Below are 23,291 nucleotides of genomic sequence, written 5' to 3' on the forward strand. Positions count from 1 at the left end.
TTAAAGAGCAGGCTCGCTCCTTTGCCGTAGCAAGCTGTAACATTGGGTCGGCTGGGTTACTAAAACACACTTTAATGCTTTTCTGCCCAAATTTTGTGATCAGCTCAGTGACAAAAGCGTTAAAAACCTGTTTCTGCGCAATTTTCGTGATAAGTCCGGAATCGCTGTTCCGAATCAGCGAAATACACAGAGTTCATTTAATCTCTGAATTGGTAGCTCTTTCTTCATGGTTAAGTGGTGAGTTGATACAGTTTTAGGCAGTATAAGTCACCACTTGTTGGTGCCAATGTTATAAATGCTGCTTATTTATTGCTGTAGACGCAGTCTTTAATTCTGTATTTTTCAAAATGTTCGCAACGATAGTCAAAGTACTCTGTTTCGTCTGCGAGTCGAAATAGAATACCGAAGTCACCGTTTTTTTCGGTGTTTTCTACACGAAAAATCTCGTCAATATCCTGAATCGCGTACTTATCATACTCTTTACGATTGGCGTGACGCGGAATGATGATCGATATCCTTTTTTTGACAACACCTTCCACTTTAGTAAGTTCAACTGCTTCCCGCCAGGTAACAGCTAAATACTGATTCGTAACTGTATACTCATCATCAGTATCAGCATCCGTATCTTTTTCTTCAAAAGTTAGTTCAACAATAAATCTTTCTGCGTTAACTGTGAGTTCGACAAAGTTAAAGCGCATGAGCTCTTTATCATCGAACGCAGTCGTGAACGCATCGTTAATTTGCCACGTTTTATGCACTGCAATGAACATATTGTGAGTCCTTTTTCATTTTGTCAATCGGGTCGGGCTCTAATTTGCTGAGAATTCAATCAGTTTTTGAACTCAGGATTTAGTCTATCGATACTTCTGTAATTATCCAAGTTGTTGTTTTAAAAGGATAATATCTTGAATAAGCTACTAAAAAATATTTTTTTCGATGAATTTATAGTCACAAAAAGATGGTCGTATTCGCTTGTGATGGCTGGGGGAGATAGCGTTGATTCAATTTCACTTGGCTAGCTTCAAACAAGACAATCCAAGTACATACTGACAAATTTACTGGCATCTGCTATAACAATTAAACGAACATTGTAAATCAATGCATTCAAGCCTGCTAAAACTTGTAGATTTTATTAAATAATTCATTAATAACAGTGTCTTATGATTATTTTTATACCTGCATTATCTATGCGGAATTTGATTTTCTTACTGTTTTATTAGTAATAACGAGAGCTATTTAATCCATGACTGAGGTTGCCGATAACATAACTTTATCATTGAAGTCTGGACCGATGTCGGCGGCTGAGCTTGCTCGAGGTTTGCGGGTTGATGCAACAACGGTTACTCGGCGGCTGAATCGATTGGGTTCACAAGTGGTGATAAAAGCAGGCGAAGGCCGTGCTACTCGCTGGCTACTGCGACGTACCTTGCCTATGCTTCCGGAACAATCTGTACTGCCAATTTATCGTGTTAATGATAATGGAAAGGCGGAGAAAATAGCGCTGTTACATATCGTATATCCGGATGATAGTTATTTGGTGGAATATTTTCGCTCGGATAACGATAACAGCAAGGTTATGTCAGAGTGGAAGTTCTATGAGTCGTTGCCATGGTGGTTGTCTGATATGAGACCGCAAGGGTTCCTGGGGCGCTCTTTTGCTAAACAGCTAAGGGAGCAAGGCGAACGTCTGGATCCTGATCCTAATAAATGGTCGGAAGATACGGTACTTGCGGTACTAGCGAAGTTTCCGCAAGATCATGTTGGTAACCTCTTACTGGGCGATGAGGCATACTCCCGATGGTTAGAGCGTCCGCAGGACACTGTGATCAGTCATGAGCAAGCAGGCATCAAGGCTGATGCTATAGCCCGTGGTGAGCATTTCGATTCATCGGCTAAAGGTGAACAGCCTAAATTCATTGCAAACCTTGATGAGGGAGAATGTATCGTTAAATTCTCTGGAAGAGTGATGCAAACTGAGGTTGATTCAGTCGCGAATCGGTGGGCGGATTTACTGAACTCAGAAGCACTAGCAGCTGCAGCGCTTAATGCTATGATTTCCGACGTTGCTGCTTATAATCGCGCTTTCAATATTGATGAAAGAACGTTGCTCGCGTCTCGGCGGTTTGACCGAACCTCAAAAGGGGGGCGAGTTGGCGTGGTATCCTTTGCGAGTTTGGATTTAGAGTTTGTGGGGCAGGCTAATGGGCATTGGCCTGACATTGCAGACGCTTTGAATCAGCAAGGTGTTATCACCGAAGAAGCGGTGACGCGATGCAAGGTTGCCTGGGCTTTTGGACAACTTATCGCAAACTCCGACATGCATTTAGGTAACGTTTCCGCGCTGAATTTTGATGGGCGACCTTATGAGTTAGCGCCGGTTTATGACATGCTGCCAATGCATTACTCGCCAACCAGTGCCGGTGATTTGCCATCGGAGCCGTTTAACATACGTTTTCATCCGAATGTCCCACGGATTTGTTGGGAAACCGCCTATGCAGCGGCACATGACTTTTGGTCCCGTGTGATGGAAAGCAGTGTTATTAGTCGCCACTTTAAAAGCCTGGCAGAACAGCAACTAAAAGTTGTTGAGGACTATGCGGTCACGATAGAGAGGATGGCATAAATTTACAAATAGCTGTCGAGTATTAATTACTTAAGTTTAGAGCCTGTTCTCAGCAAATACGGTGTGATTAGTCAGCAGATGTTTGATTATGCCACGGTAATGATGACGGGCAGAAGTTGAACATTCAAGACACCGTTTGGAACACTGGAGCCTACGCATACAAAGCAAGGGTAGGCCTGAGTTTAAGATGTAAATGCTGCGAAGGTAAAATCTTAGGGACTCCTGGGTTTTTGCTTTCATTAGTTGTTTTACCCATAAACGCCCTCGATAAGTTAGTGATTTGGACCTTCCAAGTATCACAGACTACGCCAGCTCTTTTCTCATTTTGTCGAAGTTATGGAATTTGGGGCATTGAAGCCGCTTTGATCGGACTAATTTATCCCAAAACTGGGCCACTTACGCCGATTCTCCTCATCGGAGTGGCCCAGCTATGGGAGGAGTGGTGTTGGACCGGCTTTGATCGGACTAATTTATCCCAAAACTGGGCCACTTACGCCGATTTTCTTCATCGGAGTGGCCCCGCTATGGGAGGTTTTGGCATTTGATCGGATTTGATAGGTTTAATTTATCCCAAAACTGGGTCACTTAAGCCGGTTTCCTTGGCAAAGTGGCCCAGCTATGGGAGGTTGGGTCTTGGATCGGATTTGGTCGGTGTAATTTATCCCAAAACTGGGCCACTTAGGCCGGTTTCCTTGGCAAAGTGGCCCAGCTATGGGGGATTTTGGTGTTGGCTCGGTTAAATTTTCAGGTGACGTGCGACGCTCGCTCGGCTGGGTACTGATTAATATCAGGCAGGTAAATTGACATCCTCCCCCACCTAAATCGGTGGGGGATTCCCATTACATGGGCGCACACTAAATTGCTTTAGGTGCAAGTTCCTGCTTCATCGAGCGGCTAACGCCGACTCTCCACAGGCTAACAAGCGGTGTCCCCGCTCTAAAATATTTAATGCACCAACAATGTCTGTATTGTTAGCGGCTTCATTTAAGTTCTCTGAGCAATGGTGTCAACAACCCAAACTTTCAGGCTTTCGCTTGGTGTGAACCGACAAATGAGCCGGAATCAAAAACCGCTGGAGACTTACGAATAACCAACTTCTTTCTGATGTCGAACTGCAAGAATAATCGTTTTAATACCATCGTAACGGTACAGCGCGACATAACCGCTCTGGCCAAAATCAATGAGCCACTCTCTAAATTCAATAGGCATATCATCCAGCGGACGGCCAATCTCAGGTTGGTAAGCCAAAATATGGGCGTTCTTACGAATGCTTTTGACGGCCTCGCGAGCCACTATCGGATCGTTATCTCGCAAAAAATCATGTAAACGTTGAACGTCTGCTAAGGCGGCCGGAGACCAGATCACGTGTGACACGTTGGCAGCTCGGCATCGTCACCCGATTCAAGTATGGACAACCATTCATCGGTTTCCGTTTGCGTCAAATGCAAGCCATTACGCTGATAATCTTCCCAGGCACGAAGTGCGTCTTGCTTAAAAGCTTCTCGTTTTTCTTCTCGTTCAACATAATCCTGGATCGCCTGACGCATGATCCAATGTGCTGAACGATGACGAACATCTGCCAAATGCTGCACGCGTTTTTTCATATCATCATTCAGTTTTACGGATGTTGCCATTTTTAACCTACCTAAGTATTAAAAGGTAATACCTTCTAATACTATCGCATAAATGTCGTGTTATCCAATGATGTTTACTGAATACCAAATCAGTGTCTTACCGCATAATTAACTAATCGGTCTGCTCGGGTTCTACCCAGATTTTACGGACACATCTAAAACGAGGCGTTATATGCCGATAAGGAGTGTTCATGACCAAGGCAAAAAGCTTTTACACATTCGGAAATCTTGCGCTAAACTACTTAAATCGGTTGTTGTGCTTGAGGAAGCAAAAATGAATACGCTCGAAGCGATTTTTGTCGGTGCCGCACCATTTGTCTTGGTAGTCGCGGTTGCACTAACACTTTTCGTTTTTCCGGGAAGTCGGAAAAGCAAGGATTAAGACACGCGTTCTTGATGCAGTCGGTTAAGTCGTTTTACTCAGTGCTGCGACTAAACAGCAAACACACTCGATACCACTTCTACTCATTATCAGCAGAACTATTTATCTCAGCTTACGTTATTGTCATCAACAATCGGGCCACTTAACCACTGCTTATCTTTAGAGTTGAGTTTGAAACTGCCAGCCGGGCTTTTTGATAATAACTCGTCAAGGCTGTACTTGTTGACATGTCCCGGCTTATCGTCTTTCGTTTTTTGTTCACTATTTGGGGTCTGACGGTTCATTCGACACTCCTTCTGTTTAAAGAATTGGCTCGGCTAGCTCTTGCGCCTGACTGGTATATTCATTGAGCCCAAGCAAAAGCTCCGACTCTTTGTGTGAAGGCTTTAATTTTTCTGCCGTTGTCTCATTCATTCCCTGCGCCCCTTTTCTAGGCAACGGATTATCGAGCGTTATTTTTTTTAATTACCTCATTAATAGCGAATAGTCATCAGCGATGCTGATATTGACTAGTATGATGCGTCTTTAAATTTTTAGCAAAAATCCTGATTAAGGCGTTATGATTAGAGTTAAATCTTCAGAAAATCTTCTCATCGAGAGACTATTTTTAAAAGGGTTACGTGCTATGACAACTGGACAATTATGGCTACTGTTGATGCTAATTGTTGGATTAATAATCTTTTTTGGTATCGGTATCTGGGGTATCAATCGACTCGGTGCGTCAGAGAATAACTCCCAGACGTGATTCATACGTTAACGCACTTACGGGTAAGCTTCTGACCAAAGGTACGAAAGAAAAGCCCATCAGGCCAGATAGGGGCTCTCAGTCTTCGGAGGGCTTCGTAGACAGTGATGCCCGAAGCCTTTAACCCTCTCAGAGGCAATTATTTTGGCCGGTTGTGTGGTTGGAGTTACTTTCTTACAGATCAATGGCGTTCTATGGACAAATCCTGACGGTATTTGAGCGTAGAAAAACTTTTTTTGAAGAAGTTTGTAACAAAATGTTACTTTCGGAGAGTCAGTCTAAGTAATCATTTAAAAAAGCAATAATTTTCAATAACCCTTATAAAATTAGGGGGAGGTGTTAAAAGTGAGCGCTTACCATCGATTTTTATAAAAAATATTTTGTTATATACGCTGCACGATACCGTTTCTGTTGTCTACGACTGTACAAGCAAATTTCACCTCCTCTGAGGACTTCAAAAAGCTTAAAAAAGCGATAAGCTCGTCGCAAATGTAGTTAAAAAACGGTTGCTATGAGACAAAAACGCTTGAAATTGAGTGAGATAACATTTGACGTACGAAAATTTAATTTAGAAGCGGTCGCGCGCGTTGAGCGCTTTATTGACGAAATAGTTGAGCGTGACTTATTAGAGCGCATTTGTAAGTCACTGCATTGCGTTCGAGTCGCGAGGCTAAGTACAAAATATATTGCGCTCGATGACGTCTTGTTACTTCGCGAGCTCAGCCTGCGTTTTCATGACTTAAAACTGAAATTTGCAGTCATCAACTTTGATGACGAGCACGAATTTAATAAAGTGCTGATTGACAGTACGGTAACGCAACACCTCAGCGTTACAAGTTCATTCGAACTTTATGCTCATCAGAAATTTGGAGTTGAACAATTCAAAGTACGCGCCTTACTTCGCCTTAATCGTTGGTCCTATGTATTTGGAGGAAGCACTGACAAGATAACGACAGCAATCAAAAAGATGCGATTCGAAGGTGAAAAACTGTCGATATCGAAAAGTCAGGCGCCCTCGAAGCGAGCAAGTTTAAAAAACACACTTGAGGCAAACGAAACCTTTGGCAGTGAGTTGTTTGAAGATGAGTAGTGTTGACGATAGTTTGCTTGATGAGATGATTGCGCACTTTCATTACCCGCCCGGTAGCATCGTCGAGCACGCCGGCAAACTAAGCATCTTCTGTCGCTATTTTATCGACGTCAATTTGAGCTTAAGCGCATATCAGATTAATCGTTATCGTACATTTATTGACCGGCTCGACGCAGAGAAACGAACGAGCGCTGTTAAGCAAAACATCATGCGCAAAGACTTGCACTCGCAGCTGCAGGAGCATCCGTTTTTCTCGACGGTGTCGTTATTGCCTGACGTGTCCGAGCGATACGCTGAGTCACAAGACACACAGCTTCTTTATATCTTACTCGCGCACTTATGCAGTGCGCGCCGCTTTAACGACTACTCAGCTTGCTTGCAATTTTATAATGCGTTTTTAAAAGTCGACTCGTCTGAATGTTGCCGTGTTGATGAATTAAAAACGCAGGGTATCTCGATACAATTTGCGCTTGATAGCACGTTATCAGAAGTGCGACACGAGCTGCTGGGAGTCGCGTTTAAAAACGGCAATAAAAGGTTAGACAAAGCAGCGCGCTATTTTCAGCCAGCACAGCAGCGGCGAATGGATTTAGCCGCGCTTCGAAAAAACAGCATCATCGATACGGCGAACAAGCATACCATCGCAGAGGTCAGCGTGGATGAGGCTGAGATTGCGTTAATGCAAACGACAAATCAAGCTGGTGAGGAAGTCGGGCGCTTTACTCAAGTGACACCGCATCTTGAGCGCACAAAATCACAACGGAAACGCTCTTATCAGGCTCAACAAGCGGCTATTAGTAATGCGCTGAGAAAGCATGAGTTAGCACTTCCTTTCTCGTTTTCGAGCGCAACCGTTGGTGAGCTGCGCACAGCGCTAGAATACATCAGTCAAAGTTTTGTTTCCGGTGAACTGGAAGACGTGGATGCGGAATTAGCAAGTATTCTTTTGCGCCTCATGCTCAAAATGTTGACGTTATCGGATGTCGATGCGTTTTATTTGCAAAACGTGAGCGCGAGAAGCTCGAGTAGAAAACGTACTGATGCGCATGACATGAAGGTGCTGCGTTACGATTTCGACAGAGCGCGAAAGCATATATTTGCGCAGCTGATATTGCCTGCCACGCTCATTGATACAAGCCTCCCTGATGCTGATTATTTATATGAAGAGAGTCGCAAGAGCTTAAAGCTAACATTGCCGCGCCCAATCGGCAGTCTATTGAATATTGTTTTACGCAATAAAAGCAACTCGACGGAGCGTAATGACGCTGAGATCAGTAACGTACTGTCAGTCGATGAAAAGGGTTATCGCAGTTTCATTAATCATGTACTTAACGAGACCGGGCTAAAAAAAAGAGGCGTCACACGACGCGCACTTGAAACAGCATTTTTTCAGTTCGCACGAGAGCAAACACCCGAAACGTTTCTTAACTTTTTAAAAAATCAGAGTACTGTGCAGAGCCACTATATCAATGTGACGAATAAGGAGCTCGAGACAAGGCTGTTAAGCGCTTGGGATAATTTTGTCGACAACGTCGGTATATGTATCGATGGCAAGGATACACACGAAAATAAATCAAGCTCCGGCTTGTCTGACTTTACCGATAATGAACGCCAGGGCTCCGTTCGCTCGATAAAAGATGACGCGTTAACACTTTTATACGAGCAGTTAATTAACACACTGTCACAGCAAATTGATGATAGAGCGACTGTTGACGCATTCAATAATGTCGCGCTTTATTGCTATATGCGTATCGCGACAAATGTGGCGCTAAGACCCGTGTCAAAGCCCTTTCCGGCACACCATCACTTTGACAAAATAAGCGGGTTATTAAGTGTGCGAGATAAGCGGGCTCATTATAAAGATGAGCGACGTCTTATTGTGCTAAACGACGCATTGTGTCAGCTACTTTGTGCAACCAGCACATTATGCGACACGCTGTCTGCTCGCCTGGCGATAGAGCGGCCACCGGCTTTAGTAATGATATTGTCTGTTGACGAGACTGGCACATTTCGCTGGGAGCATTTATCCAAAACGCGCGTTGATGCACAAATTAAAACGCTTATTTATGATGAGGTATCCAGCCAGGCATTTCGCCATGTCGCGGCGAACGCGTTTCTTAATGCATCGCTCGATGACTTTTCTCAAACGGCGCTCAACGGCTTTATGAATCACTCGCGCTCTGGCGCCGGTTTGTTGTCGAATTACAGCCTGTTTGATATCCACCATATCACCGCTCAGCAAAGGGATCGTATGCAACTGGACGGTGAGCAAATAACAGCAAACGATGCATGCGTTCTAGATCTAATAAATTGTTTGGGAAGTGTGTTATGAGCGATTTTACTCAAACAAATATCGCCAGTGCGCTAAGCAGCTCGCATAAGCTGGTTCGGAACGAACTCGACGTTGTTTTTGCGGTATTAAATAAGCATTGTCGGGACGCGCTTAATGCAAATAAACAGGTTGCAGAAAACTATCTACAACGCCGCGCACTGAGGGTTTATCAATATGCCAATACCAACGAGTTGCTTGAAGCGCTGTGGCTGAGTATGCGTGCGCTTTATCACTTTAAAAGCGAACATCAGGCGTTAATTCAGCCCATGGAGTTTCGACCCTTTAAGCAACGAGAAACGATCATAAATGAGCATAACCCTGTCTTTTTGCTCCAATCATTGCTCGAGCGAAAGCTTGAAGACGCAATCGCCTCATCATTGTTTCATCAATTTAGCGACCCCCAGCGCTATTTGTTACACGCGTTATCCATTGCCAAGCGCTCGCACATCAGCGATAGCAAAACGTTATTGTCGGTGTTTGAGGCTAAGCAGAGTGACTTATTGTGTTTCAGCGACTTACACAGAGCATCGTTACTGATAGAAACGCCGCGTCGCCAGCGTGTGTGGTTAGACGCGGAAGCTTTGTTGCACCTGCGCCGAGCACAGTCGATTAATGCTTCAAAAAAGCAACTTTTAAACAAGGCATTTGAGCAGTGGTGGCAGAAGGTTCGAGCGACAGAGCCGGCGATGGCGTCTACCGCGCTGTCGGTTGATGATGCGTTATTGGCACTTAACTTTCAGACAACACCGCTTGCTGCAATATCGCTATCAACGGTGACCACAGTATTGTCTGACGAGTCGTTGATATTGGCGCTATCAGGTCAAATTAATGAGGAGGAAAGCGAGGCTCAAACGCATCATGTCAGTCGTAAACGACAACGCAAGACAGCGATTGCGGCGTTGATAGCGAATGCATCCGGCAAAAAAAAGTTGAGTGCTGATCCTGGGATTAGACTTGCGTTTTCGCCTGAGCACAGCGCCGGGAATGCGGATAGGCAGTTGATTGATGCAATGGGTCGCATTTTGTTGACGTATGAAAAGCAAACCGCCATATCGGGCAGAAGCGGAAAAGCCTTCAAGAATGCGCGCTCTGCGATTGAGCACTTGCTTTATAACGCACTGGCTGAGGGTAGCGAGCAGGCACCATCGTTATTAACAAAACTATTAACGCTTTTTTGTGCAGATCTTTTTGTACACGGTAGTCCGAGCAAAAAGAATTTAGAAGCAAGCTCGATACGAAGCTATCGGTCGACCCTCAAGGTTTTTTTGGCTAAGACGATGAGCGATGAGGAATTAGTTGTTGATGCCCAGTCTAATGTTGATGTGCTCTATAAGCTCACGCATCGTTTAGCTGACGCCATTTCTGATCTCGAAGGCGCAGATAAGCAAAGCACGGTGCTGCGATTTTTGCAGTACGTTCATGAAATATCAGAGCTTCGATTGTATGACTTTGATGAGCTTGAGCTCGCCGGCGTAACGATAGAGAGTGTCAGAGCACACTTCATTCCTGCGCAACTATTTGACTCGACTTGTCATGCGTTTCTTGCGATGTGCTCAAGCGCGCGTGAACAAACTGTTTTAATGATGCAACTTTGTTATTACTGTGGTTTACGGCGCAACGAAGCGTTACTGCTTGCCGTTGATGATATCAATGTCGAGAGCGATGTGCTTTATGTGACAAAGTTTGCCGGTCGAAAAACGGTCAATGCGCCACGTAAAATTTCTCTGGCGTTATTACCGCAGTCGTTTTATCTGTCGCTTTTGAATTACGTTGAGACGCGCTCTAAAACCCATGAGCGGCTGTTTGATGCGCAAACCGTGCAAGTGCATGAGCGCGAGTTTATGGCGCTTTTGCGTGAGCAAACTCAGATCCCCGATCTGGTTGTTCATTCGCTACGTCACTGCGCAGCGAATAATTTATTGCTTGTTTTAGCGCAAGGTGCGTTTCCGTCCATCCAGGCTAACGTTGCTGAATATTTTTTAGCACAAAAGAGCCTGAGTGGGACTCAAGCCATAGAGCCGCACGAACTTTTCTCCTCTAAGCAGTTAGAGCGTATCAAGCAGGCTTTGTCAGCGGAAGGGCGAGCGCTTAATAGTTACTTTCCGATCCTTGACTTTTTAGCGATGATCTTAGGTCACGCGACGCCGGGAACCTCAGCGGCAAGCTACCTCCACTTTTTTGACCTGGTGACAGTTGAATTAAGCTCTATGCGCGCCTCACCGCTTAACAAAAGCGTATTGCATAATCTGTTGCCGCAGACGAACGCGCGCTTCGAGACAATCAACCGCGTGTTTACAAGTAACAACAAAGAAAACGCGCTATTCAAAACAGCGGCTTTTGGCTTAGCGGATGCGAGAAAACTCAAGACGCAGATGCAACCGGCAGTTCAGACTGTTGATACGGTTATCACGTTCAGTGACTTCATTGATGCGCTTTATGATTATCAGTATCGTCCCTTAAGTGATTTATCGATAAGTAAGCACTTACAACGCTATTTCGATGGGTTAACTGAGCTTCCCGATGTACAGTTTTTACAGCAATTATCGCCGAGAGCTTTCCCGACCTGGATCCGTTTTCAGGAGCGAATGACAGCGCAGCGTTGGCTGTCGGTTGAGCAAAATGCAATCAGCACGTTGAAAAGGTGTTTAGAAAACGAGACGGTCAGTAATAAGCGCGATGCCGAGCAGACACTTCGTGCATTTAAAATCTTGGGCTTAGGTGATTGCATTATGGAGCTAAATTGTGATGATGACTCATGGAGAGCAATAGTTGAGAGAGCTGACCATCAAGTTAGGATCAAAGAAACAGGGCAACAGAAGAAAGCTTTGCAAATTGAAATGCGGATAAAACCGTACCGCTTACGCTGGCCACTTTGGGATAAATTACAGAATATCGTGTGCTCATTGGAGCTCTATACCGTATTTCGAAACGTTGATGATGAGACGAAGAAATGAAGTTAACGATAAACAACGATAACTTAGTGCAATCAATAGAGCTTATGATGAAGCTCTCTGAAAAAACGAGAAACAATGTTGACGTCGACTATTCGTCCGTCATGGAAATCGACCTTTTGCAGAATTGTCTTGCTATCGCTACGCCTCCCGGATTGAAAAAAGGTTTCTCTGAAGTTAAGCGCACCATTCTTTACAAAGAAGAAGCAAAGAGCGCATTACTTAAAATCGATTTGGCAGCCATACGGCGCTTTAGCGCACAGCTAAAGAAGCTACCGTATCTAGAGCTCGACGTTGACTTAGAAAATGAGCAGCTGGTGTTTTCCGGTGCAACTAATTTGTCAGAAAAGCTCATGCAACGTGGGCTTTTTGAAGATGAAACCATGCATAGTGAGCAGGCCGTTTATCGAATGAGCGCTCAGGTGATTGAGCGTAACGAACGGATGGAAGCAGTCGGGGTGAGAGATGAATATCAGTTCTCTTATCAGATTGAGCACAAAGACATTATGTTGTTCGAGCGAACGTTAAAATTAACGCGCCATTCTACCGGCGGAAATTCTGCCGTCGGTAATATATCTATGTTTCCGCGAGGGGTAGCGTTGCTCGTCAAAGGAAAAGGGTTTCAAGTGCTCGCACGCGCATTTGTTGATGAGTCGCACGACAATGTCAATAAAGAGCCGCTCCGGCTTACGGTGAAGCGGGATAAACTTGGCCTTCTGAATCATGCGCTGTCGATTGTTGCTCGTCAGAGAAATAGTGGTATCAGCTTCTCTCGCTCGCAGATTGTTGTCCATTCACATTCAATGGAGTTTAGGATTGATTTGGGGGATGCAGATAGGAAATTAACGCCGCTGAGGCTTTCAAAGCAAGAAGGGAAGATCGTGGTAATGGCGAACAAGTTAATTCATGCCTTAAAAGAAATTGATGTTGCTTCTCAAAAGTACCCACTGAATTTGAAGTTAACCGGAGAGAGGGCACTGGAAGTATCGTTAGCAAACAAGTCTCGTTATGCGGCTCACCGGGTCGCATTGAAAGTTGATGATGCCGCCGCATTTACTCATAAAACGATAGAGGTCAGTCGCGCGTTGATGTTTCGATCAACCGAATTATTTGCCGACGAGGATCTGTTAATGACCTTTGAGGAAAAAAAAGAAGCGCTCATGGTAGAGTTCTCATCTAAGCAATCAAAAAGCACTGTGTTGTTAGATGCTCGACTGATCAGCCCTTCTTAATAAGCTTAACTAATAAACAATCTATGTGCTCAATGGTTCAATAAGGCTTTGTTCGAAATTTGACCTTTCCTCAAAACGCTGTATATTTATACAGTGTTGACTGATATATGAAGGAAGCCTGGCCATGATTCACTTGCGCACACGCCATGACAATATTCTCGAATATGATATTTGCTGCTTTGGCAGGCGATTTCGAGAGTCATCACGACTGATCGCAACGCCTGCGAATCAGAAAAAGCTGGAAAAGCACGTAAAACAGATGAATGCGGAGTTGGCCTTGGGGGTTTTTGATTATGCAGAGCATTTCCCTGAGTCAAAGAAGTTAGAAAAATACGCACGACTGAGACGCGCAAAACAACCCGATCAGGTGGCGCCATTATTTTCTGATTACGCGCAGCAGTGGTTCGAGCGAAAGCGTCACGAGTGGAAAGTCAGTTACTGTGAAAGCTTGGAGTCGACGTTATCCCGCTATCTTTTACCGGAATTCGGTAACACCATTGTCAGTGACATTACGTTAGCTCAGGTACAGCGGTTTAGAAGTAAGTTGTGTGAGCGTATTAATAATGAAGGTGGCCGATGTTTGTCTAATAAACGAATAAATATCATTCTTGTCCCACTGATCAGTTTACTTTATCTGGCATCCGAAGAGTGGGACTTTGAGTATCCGCTAAAAAAGCTTAAGCCGCTGAGAGAAGAGCCAAGCGATCCGCGACCGATGACTCAACAACAAGTGAAGTCGTTTCTGAGCGCAGTGCAGAGAAATTGGCACGACTACTTTTTAGTTCGTTTTCATACAGGAATGCGAAGCTGTGAAATCCATGGATTACAGCTGGAAAATATCGATTTTGAGCATCAGTTGATCCACATTCGGTTTAATTATGTGCGAGGCCGGCTAACCGACGTAAAAACACCAAAGTCCCGCCGAGACATTGTAATGACGCCAACCGTTGCCGCGGCTCTTAAACGAACAATGAATAGTAGAGCCCCAAAAGGGAATTTTGTTTTCAATTCCCAGGGAGGTAAGCCAGTAACCATGTATGAAGTGTCCAATAAAGTATGGTACCCGACACTTGAAAAAATAGGCATTGCTCCAAGGACGCCCTATGTCACTAGGCATACAGCCGCAGTATTGCATCTGGCGGCTCATGAAAACCCGCTGTTTGTTTCCAGACTGTTAGGACACAGTTCAACTCGCATGCTTTATGATGTCTATGCGCCTTACGTGGTGGATGCTGTACGGAATGATGGGAGTGCCTTTGAGCGGTTAATGCAATGAATATTAAGAGAGTTGTGGAACACAATATGTAACAGAGTTGCGACCGGTAACTCTATCGTCTCTGGAGGACAAGCTTTAACGTCTTATTGTAAAAGACTACCGTAGCTTTTTTGTTAGTTAACTTATAAAATGCTGCGATTATTGAAGTGTTTAAAAAAACGCATAAAGGGGAAATACTTTGGTCTCGTTGAAATCTTTCTTGTCTGGTTCGGCATTATACTGTGCGGTGCTGCTATTGGTTGCTTCAACTTTTGGAGTAATGAATTCGGCTAGCGCGCAGTCTATGCCAAGTCAGAGCCAAATAGAGCAATTTAAAAAGCTCCCCCGGGCCCAGCAAGAAGCTTTGGCACGTCAGTATGGTGTTGATGTTAGCATGCTTGACAGCTTAAGTGGCAATTCGTCTAGTTCATCTAACGATAGCCAGAAAAAGCAGCAGAACAATGTGGTGTTTCCTCGTGGTACCAGTTTTGATGAAAGCGGTAATCCGGTAATTCCTGACGATTTAGAAAGCCAGTTCTCGCGTGAAGCCGGTGAATTAAAGCCTTTTGGTTACGAATTATTTGCAGGGGAGCCGAAAAGCTTTTCGCCTACTTCTTATGCTCCGGTTCCTTCCAATTATATTATGGGTGTGGGCGATACCATAAAAGTACAGCTTTTTGGTAAGGAAAACCGCAGTTACGATTTAACTATAGACCGCGAAGGCAAAGTGGTTATTCCTGACTTAGGCGAGTTAACCGTTGCTGGTTTAACTTACACCTTAATGCAGGACATGATTCAAAACCAGGTGAAGCAGCGCTTAATTGGCTTTAATGCTGCGGTTTCTATGGGTGAGTTGCGCTCTATTCAAATATTTATTGCCGGTGAGGCTTATAAACCGGGTTCGTACACGGTTAGTTCCTTATCGACCATTAGCCAGGCGCTTTATGTTGCCGGTGGTGTTTCCGACATTGCTTCACTACGTTCTGTTCGTTTAATGCGTGCAGGAGAGGTGGTTTCTGAATTCGATTTATACGATTTGCTGTTAGAGGGCGATACCTCTGACGACAAAATGCTGCAAAGTGGTGATGTGGTGTTTATTCCCGCTCGAGGTGACATGGTTACCGTTAAAGGTCAGGTAAAACGCCCTGCGTTGTATGAATTGGAAGGCGATGAAACGCTAAGGGACGCGCTACGCTTTGCTGGTGGCAGCGAAGAAGACGCCTACTTAGCGGCCGCTCAGCTTGAGCGGATTGTAAACGGCAAGCGGTTGATCAGTACCGTTGATTTAACGTCAGACACTCAACTAAGTGAAGCGCTAAAAGGCGGTGATGTTTTAACACTGCGTGAGGTGTCGGACTCTTTAGATAACAGTTTACTATTGGTTGGGGCAGTTACTCGGCCCGGACATTACGAGTGGTATGAAGGTATACGGCTTAATGATGTTTTACGTGACAGCCGACATGACCTTTTAGAACAGGCTGATTTAGCGTTCGGGCTGGTAGTGCGTGAGACGGGCTCTCAACGTGATTTAAGCTTATATCAGTTTAACGTAGCGGAAGCGATTACCGGTAAAGCAGAAGAAAACCTTGTGCTGCAAGAGCGTGATCAAATTGTTATTTTTAGTCGCTACCAAACCCAGAAGCAAGAAGAACAACAATTGTCACGCTTTGCTTTAACAGAGCAAGAGCGTCAAGCTGACGAACGACAAGAAATGTTAGCGGAGTATCGGCAGGCCTTTTTGCAAGATTTGGTTCAGTCGAAAACGGGGAATGAAGAGAGTTTGAGCAATAGACAGCGGGCGCCATTAGCTGATTTATTTGGCTCGCCCGATGAAGACGATATTGAGATTGCCGATGAAGACTTAGCGCTTTATTCTCGCGATAAGCTGTTAGAGCCTATTATGCAGCGCATTGAGCGTCAGCGTACCCGCAATGGTAATACGCCTTTGGTGTACGTAGCCGGTGAGGTTAACCACCCCGGGGTCTACCCTTTAGTTGAAAATGCCAGTGTCAGCCGTTTATTGGATGCAGCTGGCGGCGTTAAAGACTCTGCGTACCTTAAGCGTGCGGAAGTAACACGTTTTCAGTTTAATAAGGACACCGCCCAGACTGACTACCTTTCTGTCGCTTTGAACGACGTTTTAAATGACGAAATGGATGTGCCACTGCAAGGCCGTGATCGTTTAAACGTATTGAGCATTCCAGAGTGGCAGAACACTTATGAGGTAACTTTAAAAGGTGAGGTTCGCTTCCCGGGGACTTATGCCATAAAGCGTGGTGAGACTTTAACCCAGCTTATTGAGCGAGCCGGAGGGTTTACCGAGCATGCTTTTATAGAGGGTGCAATATTCACTCGCGAAGAGCTGAAAGCTCGAGAGCAGGAGCGTAAGCGCATGCTGGCACAGGAGCTGCAAAGGGAAATTGCCGGTAACATGATGACCGGGACAGGCGACAGCCGTGTGTCTTACAGTGAAATGCGAACGCTTTTATCTGACTTGCTTAATGCCAAACCGGTTGGCCGGCTGATTATGGATTTACCCAAGTTACTCAGTAGCAACGGTGCCAACGATGTCCAGTTAAAAGACGGGGATACATTGCATGTGCCCTCTAAAACTGACTCGGTTAGCATTATGGGTGAAGTGCAAATGGCAACTTCATATCGTTTCGACCCTGAAGTGAGCGTGGGTGAATACATTGAACGCAGCGGCGGAACGAAAGAAAAAGCCGACGAAGAACGTATTTATATTGTTAAAGCGAACGGTGCCATTGAACCTTATGAGAGTGGTAGCAGCTGGTTTAGCTTTAGCAGTAATAGCCAATTAGCGCCGGGTGACACCATCATTGTGCCTATGGATACAACCTACACTGAGAATTTAGAGTTGTGGTCACAGGTGACCGGCATTGTTTATAATTCAGCTATAGCGATTGCGGCAATAAACGGACTTTGACTGTAAATTCGTATGGATGCTATTTGCATTTTAAGGTGCATAGGCATAGTATAAAGGTTGCTGTTAACTGGAATGTTTTCAGTCACAGCGATACATGTATCTATATCTCTGGAGTGAGGTGAATATTATGAAAACTTTAGCATTATCAGTTATTGCTGCGTTAGGTTTAGCGACCGCACCAGCAATGGCACAGCAAGAAGGTTCGACCGGTGCAGCCGGCGCATCTGCTTCAACTGCCGGTATTGGTGGTTTGTCTACTCAGGCATTAGTTTTTGCAGGTGTTGCAGGGGCAGCAACTGTGGCAGCGGTTTCTGACAGCTCTTCTAATTCAATTATTGATGACGAAGATCCTGAAAACCCAGAAGAGCCAGGTACAACAGTAACCGTTACTGGTACTGGTACAAATACTTACACAATTACTGTTCCTGTTCAGTAATTGTTTGCGGTTTAGTGTAAGTTGGTGAAGCGCTTCGCTGAACTTACTGAAAAGAAACTGTGATAAAATACCGCCGTAGGGCGGTATTTTTTTGTCCGGTGAACTTTACTTTTGACTTAAGCTGAATAAGAGACTCGTTCATGTTAATTCGCTATTGCCTGCTCGCTTTGTTTGGGGTTGTTACCTACGGATGCACCGCCGTTACCGACGAGGTTCGCGAAACGGTTGAATACGCTTTTAAAACACAGCAGGACGCTGAGCTTTCTTCTGAAGAAATAGAAAAATTTCCTTATACCTCGCTTTACGCACAGTGGGAAGAAAAGCCACGCACTTTAATAGTGCTGGGTTTTATAGATAAACCGAACGACAGGCACTTTATTACAGCCGAGAAAGAGACGTTAGTTATACGTAACGGACGTATTATTCGAACTCAGAATTTAAACGGTGACTTACTAGCCGCTTCAAATCTAGAGCAAGACCCGTTGCAATGCATTGTAAATCAACCTAATGATTGCAAGAGCCGCTGGCAGCGTAACTACGACTACCAAATGCAGGAACGAACATTTAGCCGTACTGTTGTATCTCAGTTTTCGGTTGTGGAAGAGCAAACTCTGGAAATGCCTTTTGGTAAAGTGAACGCCACTTTAGTGCAAGAGAAAGGCCGCTTTGAGCTTAGCGGTGAAACCTTTACAAATCGTTTTTGGATTGAAAGCGACGGGCATGTGGTAAAAAGTGAGCAACAGCTATTTCCCGGTGAAACTTCTCTTACCTTAACTCAAGTGACCTGGATAGGTCGTGATTATTCTAATAAAGCAGCGAAATGAGTCCGTTCATGAAAAAAACATTGTTACTTCTCCTCCTGTTAGCCGCGTTTTCAATTTCTGCTTTTCCGGCAATCGGCGAAACTCAGAAAATTGCGTTTGACGGACCGGTGCGTCTGCAGCAGGCGTTATCAGCAATGGAAGAGCGGGGGGAGTTAGAAAACATTTATTGGCCAACAGCTCGTTTGGTCAAGGTTGATGAACAAAAAACGGTAGATGAAAAAAAGCGAAAAGTGCTGGCAGAGTTAGCCGAGTTGGAAAACTACTGGCGTAACCGCAGAGAAACGAATAAAGCCGACTCCGCTGCTATAGTGGCTCGTCAGATAAAAGCTTGGCACTTAGGCAAGCAACTGGTAGGCGAAATAAGTATTGAGGGCGCGCGTCAGCAGCTAACTGATAACCCGTTGTTGCCGAAAGGCCGTTACGAGTTGGTAGTGAGCAATAGGCCAAATTTTGTCTATGCCTATGGTTTGTTTTCTGAGCCGGGACGATATGAGTTTCACTCAGGTAAAACCGTGGCTCATTGGATAAACAGTATTGAAGCAGAAGCTCAATTACTGAGAGCTTATAATAAAACTAAAGCTGTAAAAGTATCCGTCTCGGGTGAAACTGAGAGTAACTGGGGTTACTTCAAACAGGATGATACAGAGCTTTTACCGGGCAATATTTTATGGTTAGGTTTTGAGCAAAATCAGCTGCCGCCCAAGTTTAAGAATTTGAACAGTAATATTAGGGAGCTTTTAAAGCATTTTGTTGCGGATGAGTCTGTCAGAAGTAAAACGAATACGCCTTTATATACACTGAGTGATGCACCGACACCTAAAAACCATTGGTCGCGTATGGATTTATCGCCTAGCTATAATAATTATGGCTCTGTAGGTTTAATGCAAAATCCAACTGCGCGTATGGCGAAAGAGGGTGAGTTAGCGATCACTTATTCTGATATGGACGAGTACCGACGTTACACAGTCAACTTGCAACTCTTACCCTGGCTTGAAGCCACCGCATTCTATACACGATTCCCTAACCGTCTATACAGCCAGGTTCCAGGGTTTAGCGGTGACTCAATATTGACCGACAAAGGCTTTGATGTAAAAGCCCGCTTATGGCAAGAAAGTTACTGGTTACCTGAAGTGAGTGTGGGCTTACGAGACTTAGCGGGCACGGGGCTTTTTGATGCCGAGTATATTGTGGGCAGTAAACGTTTTGGTCCAGTCGATATTAGCTTAGGCGTCGGTTTTGGACGTTTAGGGACGTACGATGATGTGTCTAACCCTTTTTGCGAGATATCTGACGAGTACTGCGATAGAAAAACAGGATTTAGCGGAAAAGGGGGGGAGCTGGAATACGACCAGTGGTTTACCGGGCCCATGGCGTTGTTTGGTGGTGTTGAATACCAAACTCCCTGGGAGCCTTTAACATTAAAAGCTGAGTATGAAGGCAATGACTATAGCCGTGACAATGCCGGTGTGCCTATTGTTGCAGACAGCCGCTGGAACTTTGGAGCGAACTACCAGGTCACGGATTACTTCGACGTACAGCTCAGTTACGAGCGTGGCGATACGCTCATGTTTAACTTTAGTTTGCGCACCAACTTTAATGAGCTAAATCAGGTGAAAACCACTCCGCCTAAAACCCAGCCGCAGAAGCCAAACGCTAATAAGCTGAAGGATGTTGACTGGATAGCCATGCGGAGCGAAATGATTAAACAGGGTGCGTTTAGTGGCGCTCGTTTTGCCGCAACCGATGATGAAGTGACTATGTACGCGTATCATCGTCGTTTCCGGAACAGTGATGAGGCTTTCGACCGTGCTGCGCGTATTATGGCCGCAGAGCTTCCTGAGTCAGTAAAAACTTACAATATGGTTGATCAGGCGCTGTTTAACCCGAGTGTGAATACACAGGTTGATGCCGAAGAATTTAAACGGCGAATTCGAAACGAAGAGCCAGGTAAGGGCGTTGATGAAACCAAGGAGCTTTTCACGCGTTTGTATCCGGAAGAGCCACCGGTTAAAGACAGTGACGAGTGGAAACTTAACCCCGACTATCGTTTCAGTAACAGTTACGGGCTAAAACCCTTCTTCAAACAAGACTTCGGCAGCCCCGAAAACTTTCAGACGTATCAGTTGGGTGTCTTTGCTTTTGGACGCCGTTGGTTAGCGGAAAACTTAGAAGTGTTTGGTGAAGTTGGCTTTAACGTGGCAAATAACTACGACGAGTTTAACTTCCTGGGTGGTGGGCCGTCTGAATTACCGGAAGTGCGTACTCAAGTAAGACGTTACATTAAGAATGACGCGTGGCTAGACTCTGCACAGGTGACTTATCATAAACGGCTTAGTCAGGATTGGTTCGCTATGGCGTACGCTGGGTACCTTGAGCGGATGTTTGGTGGTGCCGGGGCTGAAATATTGTACCGGCCTATAGACAGCCCCTGGGCTTTTGGTGCGCATATTAACCGAGTGCGTCAACGGAACTATACAGGCGGTAGTGGCTTCTTAGATTATGAGGTAACTACGGGTTTTGTTAGCGCTTATTACCAAATGCCGTGGTTGTCTGATACTTTATTACAGCTAGACTTTGGCCAGTTCTTAGCGGGTGATAAAGGCGTTAATGTGACCATGCAGAAGCGTTTTGATAGCGGCGTAATTGCCGGTGCATTTGCTGCCTTTACCAATGTGTCGGCCGAAGAGTATGGTGAAGGTAGCTTTACCAAAGGCTTTTTCATTAGTATTCCGTTTGACTTAATGAGCGTACGCAATACACGTGAACGCATTGGTTTTAGCTGGGTACCATTGTCCCGAAATGGTGGTCAGCAGTTGCAACGCAGAGCGCGTTTGTATGATTACACTGATGACAGAGCGCCGTTTTATAATCGTTAAAACAGTCTAAATAGGATGTAGACATTGAAACTTTTTAAGCTACTGATGCAGCTGCCCCGCAACGTGAAGCGGGGCATTGGCTTGGTTATTGATATAGGATCAATAACTGTTGCTATGGTTTTGGCGTACTTATTAAGCTTTGATGCCATTGTGCCGTTGCGTTGGTCGCAATGGATTATTCTGGGCGGAGTCGTTTTAGGCATTACGCTACTTGCTTTTATTCGTTTTGGTTTGTATAGAGCTGTAGTGCGCTATGTTGGCTTTAAAGTGCTGAGCTTGGTATTTTTTAGCGTTATTTTTAGCGGCGTACTATTGTTCGTTGGGGCATGGGTAATGGGTATTTCTTTGCCTGTGTCCGCTGTTGTGAATTATGTGCTTATTGCTTTTTTACTGACAGGCGGCAGCCGTCTTGTAGTTCGAGAAGGTTATCAACGAGTTATGAGCCGGCAAAAAGACAAAGTCATTATTTATGGCGCGGGCTCTGCCGGGCGGCAATTAGCGCAGGCGATATCTAACGGTGATGAGTTTCACCCGGTGCTGTTTGTTGATGATGACAGTGGCTTACAGAACACCTCGGTTCTGGGGTTAAAAGTTATTTCGCCAGAACATATCGATAGCGCTATTCGCGACTTGGATATTCAACGCATTTTGTTGGCTTTACCGAGCACGCTGCGTTCGCGGCGCCGTCAAATACTTGATGCTTTGGAAGCCCTGCCGGTAAAAGTACAAACCGTACCCGGCATGGCCGATATGGTGAATGGCGACTTGTCGATTGACCAGCTACAGGATGTACGGGTAGAAGATTTATTAGGCCGGGACCCAGTGACTCCTGAGCCGCAGTTAATGGAAAAGCATATTACCGGGCAAACCGTGTTGGTAACGGGAGCTGGTGGCTCTATTGGCTCTGAGCTTTGCAGGCAAATACTTAAGCAGCGACCTAAGGCGTTGGTATTGTATGAGTTGTCTGAATTTGCTTTATACGCTATTGAGCGCGAGTTAACGCAAATTTGCCAGCAACAGGGCATTGGTGCTGAGATCATTCCAGTGATAGGCACAGTACAGCGGCGCAACCGCATTGAAACCGTGCTGAAGGCTTTTACCGTGGACACTGTATACCATGCGGCGGCTTATAAGCATGTGCCTTTAGTTGAGTACAACATGGTTGAAGGCGTGCGCAACAATGTATTTGGTACCTGGCATACGGCGGAAGCAGCTATCTCGGCTGGTGTTAAGCAGTTTGTGTTAATTTCCACCGATAAAGCCGTGCGGCCCACTAATGTCATGGGTACCACCAAGCGCTTGTCAGAATTAGTATTGCAGGGGCTGGCACAACGCCAACGCGAAACGCGCTTTTCTATGGTGCGTTTTGGTAATGTATTGGGCTCGTCGGGCTCCGTGGTGCCGTTGTTTAAAGAGCAAATTGAACACGGCGGGCCGGTCACCGTAACGCACCCCGATATTACCCGCTTTTTTATGACCATACCCGAGGCTGCGCAGCTCGTGATACAGGCTGGCACCATGGGACATTCCGGCTCGGTGTTTGTGCTGGATATGGGTGACTCGGTTAAAATTGTCGATTTAGCTCGTAAAATGATCCGCTTGTCTGGCCTCGAAGAGCGTACCGAGAAGAACCCGCATGGTGACATTGCCATAGAGTTTAGTGGTTTGCGCCCGGGTGAAAAGCTATACGAAGAACTGCTAATTGGCGACAATGTGGAAGCCAGTGACCACTCGCGTATATTGCGTGCCAATGAGCAGTCGCTAAGTTGGGACGAAATGGAGAAACTGCTGGGACTGTTGGATGACGCCTGTCAGCGGTTTGCGATAGACGAGCTGCGTCAATTATTGCTGGACGCCCCAACCGGCTACGCACCAGCTGACAACCAGATTTGTGATGTTATTTGGAATAAACACCGCACCTGTAGTGAAGACGAAACCGATGTTGCCTGACGTATAAAAGGACG

Annotated in this window: 15 protein-coding genes; 11 read left to right on the forward strand and 4 right to left on the reverse strand. The window is 45.3% G+C overall.

Annotation, left to right across the window (positions count from 1 at the left end; translation table 11 throughout):
• Positions 1-302 precede the first annotated feature (302 nt).
• Positions 303-770 (reverse strand): hypothetical protein, encoded by a 468-nt coding sequence (locus tag B2U97_RS09280; RefSeq protein WP_110013761.1) that lies wholly within the window; start codon positions 768-770, stop codon positions 303-305.
• Between the two features lie 473 nt (positions 771-1,243).
• On the opposite strand from B2U97_RS09280, the gene yjjJ reads away from it, so the two are divergent.
• Positions 1,244-2,623 carry a type II toxin-antitoxin system HipA family toxin YjjJ gene (gene yjjJ / locus B2U97_RS09285; RefSeq protein ID WP_286823290.1) on the forward strand — a complete coding sequence of 460 codons (1,380 nt, stop codon included), beginning with the start codon at positions 1,244-1,246 and terminating at the stop codon, positions 2,621-2,623.
• Between the two features lie 1,080 nt (positions 2,624-3,703).
• Here yjjJ and B2U97_RS09290 read toward each other — a convergent pair.
• The 3 genes from B2U97_RS09290 to B2U97_RS09300 all read right to left on the reverse strand — a co-directional run bounded on the left by B2U97_RS09290 (position 3,704) and on the right by B2U97_RS09300 (position 4,923).
• On the reverse strand, positions 3,704-3,988 hold the full coding sequence (locus B2U97_RS09290) for a type II toxin-antitoxin system RelE/ParE family toxin (protein WP_235598890.1): 285 nt from the start codon (positions 3,986-3,988) through the stop codon (positions 3,704-3,706).
• Positions 3,985-4,257 carry a CopG family ribbon-helix-helix protein gene (locus tag B2U97_RS09295; protein ID WP_034818393.1) on the reverse strand — a complete coding sequence of 91 codons (273 nt, stop codon included), beginning with the start codon at positions 4,255-4,257 and terminating at the stop codon, positions 3,985-3,987. The genes B2U97_RS09290 and B2U97_RS09295 overlap by 4 nt, the downstream gene beginning before the upstream one ends.
• A gap of 489 nt (positions 4,258-4,746) precedes the next feature.
• Entirely contained in the window at positions 4,747-4,923 is a 177-nt protein-coding gene (locus B2U97_RS09300) for a hypothetical protein (RefSeq protein ID WP_158511968.1), read from the reverse strand.
• 993 nt (positions 4,924-5,916) lie between these two features.
• On the opposite strand from B2U97_RS09300, the gene B2U97_RS09305 reads away from it, so the two are divergent.
• From B2U97_RS09305 to B2U97_RS09350, 10 genes are all read left to right on the forward strand, one after another.
• Positions 5,917-6,474 carry a hypothetical protein gene (locus B2U97_RS09305; RefSeq protein ID WP_286823291.1) on the forward strand — a complete coding sequence of 186 codons (558 nt, stop codon included), beginning with the start codon at positions 5,917-5,919 and terminating at the stop codon, positions 6,472-6,474.
• The gene (locus B2U97_RS09310; protein WP_286823292.1) at positions 6,467-8,806 is read left to right on the forward strand and encodes a hypothetical protein; all 2,340 of its coding nucleotides are present in this window, start codon (positions 6,467-6,469) and stop codon (positions 8,804-8,806) included. Before B2U97_RS09305 ends, B2U97_RS09310 begins: the two co-directional genes overlap by 8 nt.
• Entirely contained in the window at positions 8,803-11,760 is a 2,958-nt protein-coding gene (locus B2U97_RS09315; protein WP_286823293.1) for a tyrosine-type recombinase/integrase, read from the forward strand. Before B2U97_RS09310 ends, B2U97_RS09315 begins: the two co-directional genes overlap by 4 nt.
• Positions 11,757-12,989, forward strand: a complete 1,233-nt coding sequence (locus B2U97_RS09320) for a hypothetical protein (protein ID WP_286823294.1) — start codon at positions 11,757-11,759, stop codon at positions 12,987-12,989. Before B2U97_RS09315 ends, B2U97_RS09320 begins: the two co-directional genes overlap by 4 nt.
• Positions 12,990-13,113: 124 nt before the next feature.
• Positions 13,114-14,265, forward strand: coding sequence for a site-specific integrase (locus tag B2U97_RS09325; RefSeq protein WP_286823295.1), 1,152 nt, complete (start codon positions 13,114-13,116; stop codon positions 14,263-14,265).
• Between the two features lie 259 nt (positions 14,266-14,524).
• Positions 14,525-17,191 carry an SLBB domain-containing protein gene (locus B2U97_RS09330; protein ID WP_286830470.1) on the forward strand — a complete coding sequence of 889 codons (2,667 nt, stop codon included), beginning with the start codon at positions 14,525-14,527 and terminating at the stop codon, positions 17,189-17,191.
• 127 nt (positions 17,192-17,318) lie between these two features.
• Positions 17,319-17,627, forward strand: a complete 309-nt coding sequence (locus tag B2U97_RS09335) for a hypothetical protein (RefSeq protein WP_110013753.1) — start codon at positions 17,319-17,321, stop codon at positions 17,625-17,627.
• 140 nt (positions 17,628-17,767) lie between these two features.
• Positions 17,768-18,451: a YjbF family lipoprotein gene (locus tag B2U97_RS09340; RefSeq protein WP_286823297.1), complete on the forward strand. Its 684-nt coding sequence runs from the start codon at positions 17,768-17,770 to the stop codon at positions 18,449-18,451.
• Between the two features lie 8 nt (positions 18,452-18,459).
• Entirely contained in the window at positions 18,460-21,327 is a 2,868-nt protein-coding gene (locus B2U97_RS09345; RefSeq protein ID WP_286830473.1) for a YjbH domain-containing protein, read from the forward strand.
• Between the two features lie 45 nt (positions 21,328-21,372).
• Positions 21,373-23,277 carry a nucleoside-diphosphate sugar epimerase/dehydratase gene (locus B2U97_RS09350; protein ID WP_286823301.1) on the forward strand — a complete coding sequence of 635 codons (1,905 nt, stop codon included), beginning with the start codon at positions 21,373-21,375 and terminating at the stop codon, positions 23,275-23,277.
• Positions 23,278-23,291: the final 14 nt, after the last annotated feature.

This window comes from Idiomarina sp. UBA3176, assembly GCF_002364295.1.
Classification (GTDB): domain Bacteria; phylum Pseudomonadota; class Gammaproteobacteria; order Enterobacterales; family Alteromonadaceae; genus Idiomarina; species Idiomarina loihiensis.

What these genes read in the sequence shown, in the direction of transcription:
- B2U97_RS09280 (WP_110013761.1), bottom strand. Translation starts at nt 770, where the DNA reads ATGTTCATTGCAGTGCATAAAACGTGGCAAATTAACGATGCGTTCACG.
- yjjJ (WP_286823290.1), top strand. Translation starts at nt 1,244, where the DNA reads ATGACTGAGGTTGCCGATAACATAACTTTATCATTGAAGTCTGGACCG.
- B2U97_RS09295 (WP_034818393.1), bottom strand. Translation starts at nt 4,257, where the DNA reads ATGGCAACATCCGTAAAACTGAATGATGATATGAAAAAACGCGTGCAG.
- B2U97_RS09300 (WP_158511968.1), bottom strand. Translation starts at nt 4,923, where the DNA reads ATGAACCGTCAGACCCCAAATAGTGAACAAAAAACGAAAGACGATAAG.
- B2U97_RS09310 (WP_286823292.1), top strand. Translation starts at nt 6,467, where the DNA reads ATGAGTAGTGTTGACGATAGTTTGCTTGATGAGATGATTGCGCACTTT.
- B2U97_RS09315 (WP_286823293.1), top strand. Translation starts at nt 8,803, where the DNA reads ATGAGCGATTTTACTCAAACAAATATCGCCAGTGCGCTAAGCAGCTCG.
- B2U97_RS09320 (WP_286823294.1), top strand. Translation starts at nt 11,757, where the DNA reads ATGAAGTTAACGATAAACAACGATAACTTAGTGCAATCAATAGAGCTT.
- B2U97_RS09325 (WP_286823295.1), top strand. Translation starts at nt 13,114, where the DNA reads ATGATTCACTTGCGCACACGCCATGACAATATTCTCGAATATGATATT.
- B2U97_RS09330 (WP_286830470.1), top strand. Translation starts at nt 14,525, where the DNA reads ATGAATTCGGCTAGCGCGCAGTCTATGCCAAGTCAGAGCCAAATAGAG.
- B2U97_RS09335 (WP_110013753.1), top strand. Translation starts at nt 17,319, where the DNA reads ATGAAAACTTTAGCATTATCAGTTATTGCTGCGTTAGGTTTAGCGACC.
- B2U97_RS09340 (WP_286823297.1), top strand. Translation starts at nt 17,768, where the DNA reads ATGTTAATTCGCTATTGCCTGCTCGCTTTGTTTGGGGTTGTTACCTAC.
- B2U97_RS09345 (WP_286830473.1), top strand. Translation starts at nt 18,460, where the DNA reads ATGAAAAAAACATTGTTACTTCTCCTCCTGTTAGCCGCGTTTTCAATT.
- B2U97_RS09350 (WP_286823301.1), top strand. Translation starts at nt 21,373, where the DNA reads ATGCAGCTGCCCCGCAACGTGAAGCGGGGCATTGGCTTGGTTATTGAT.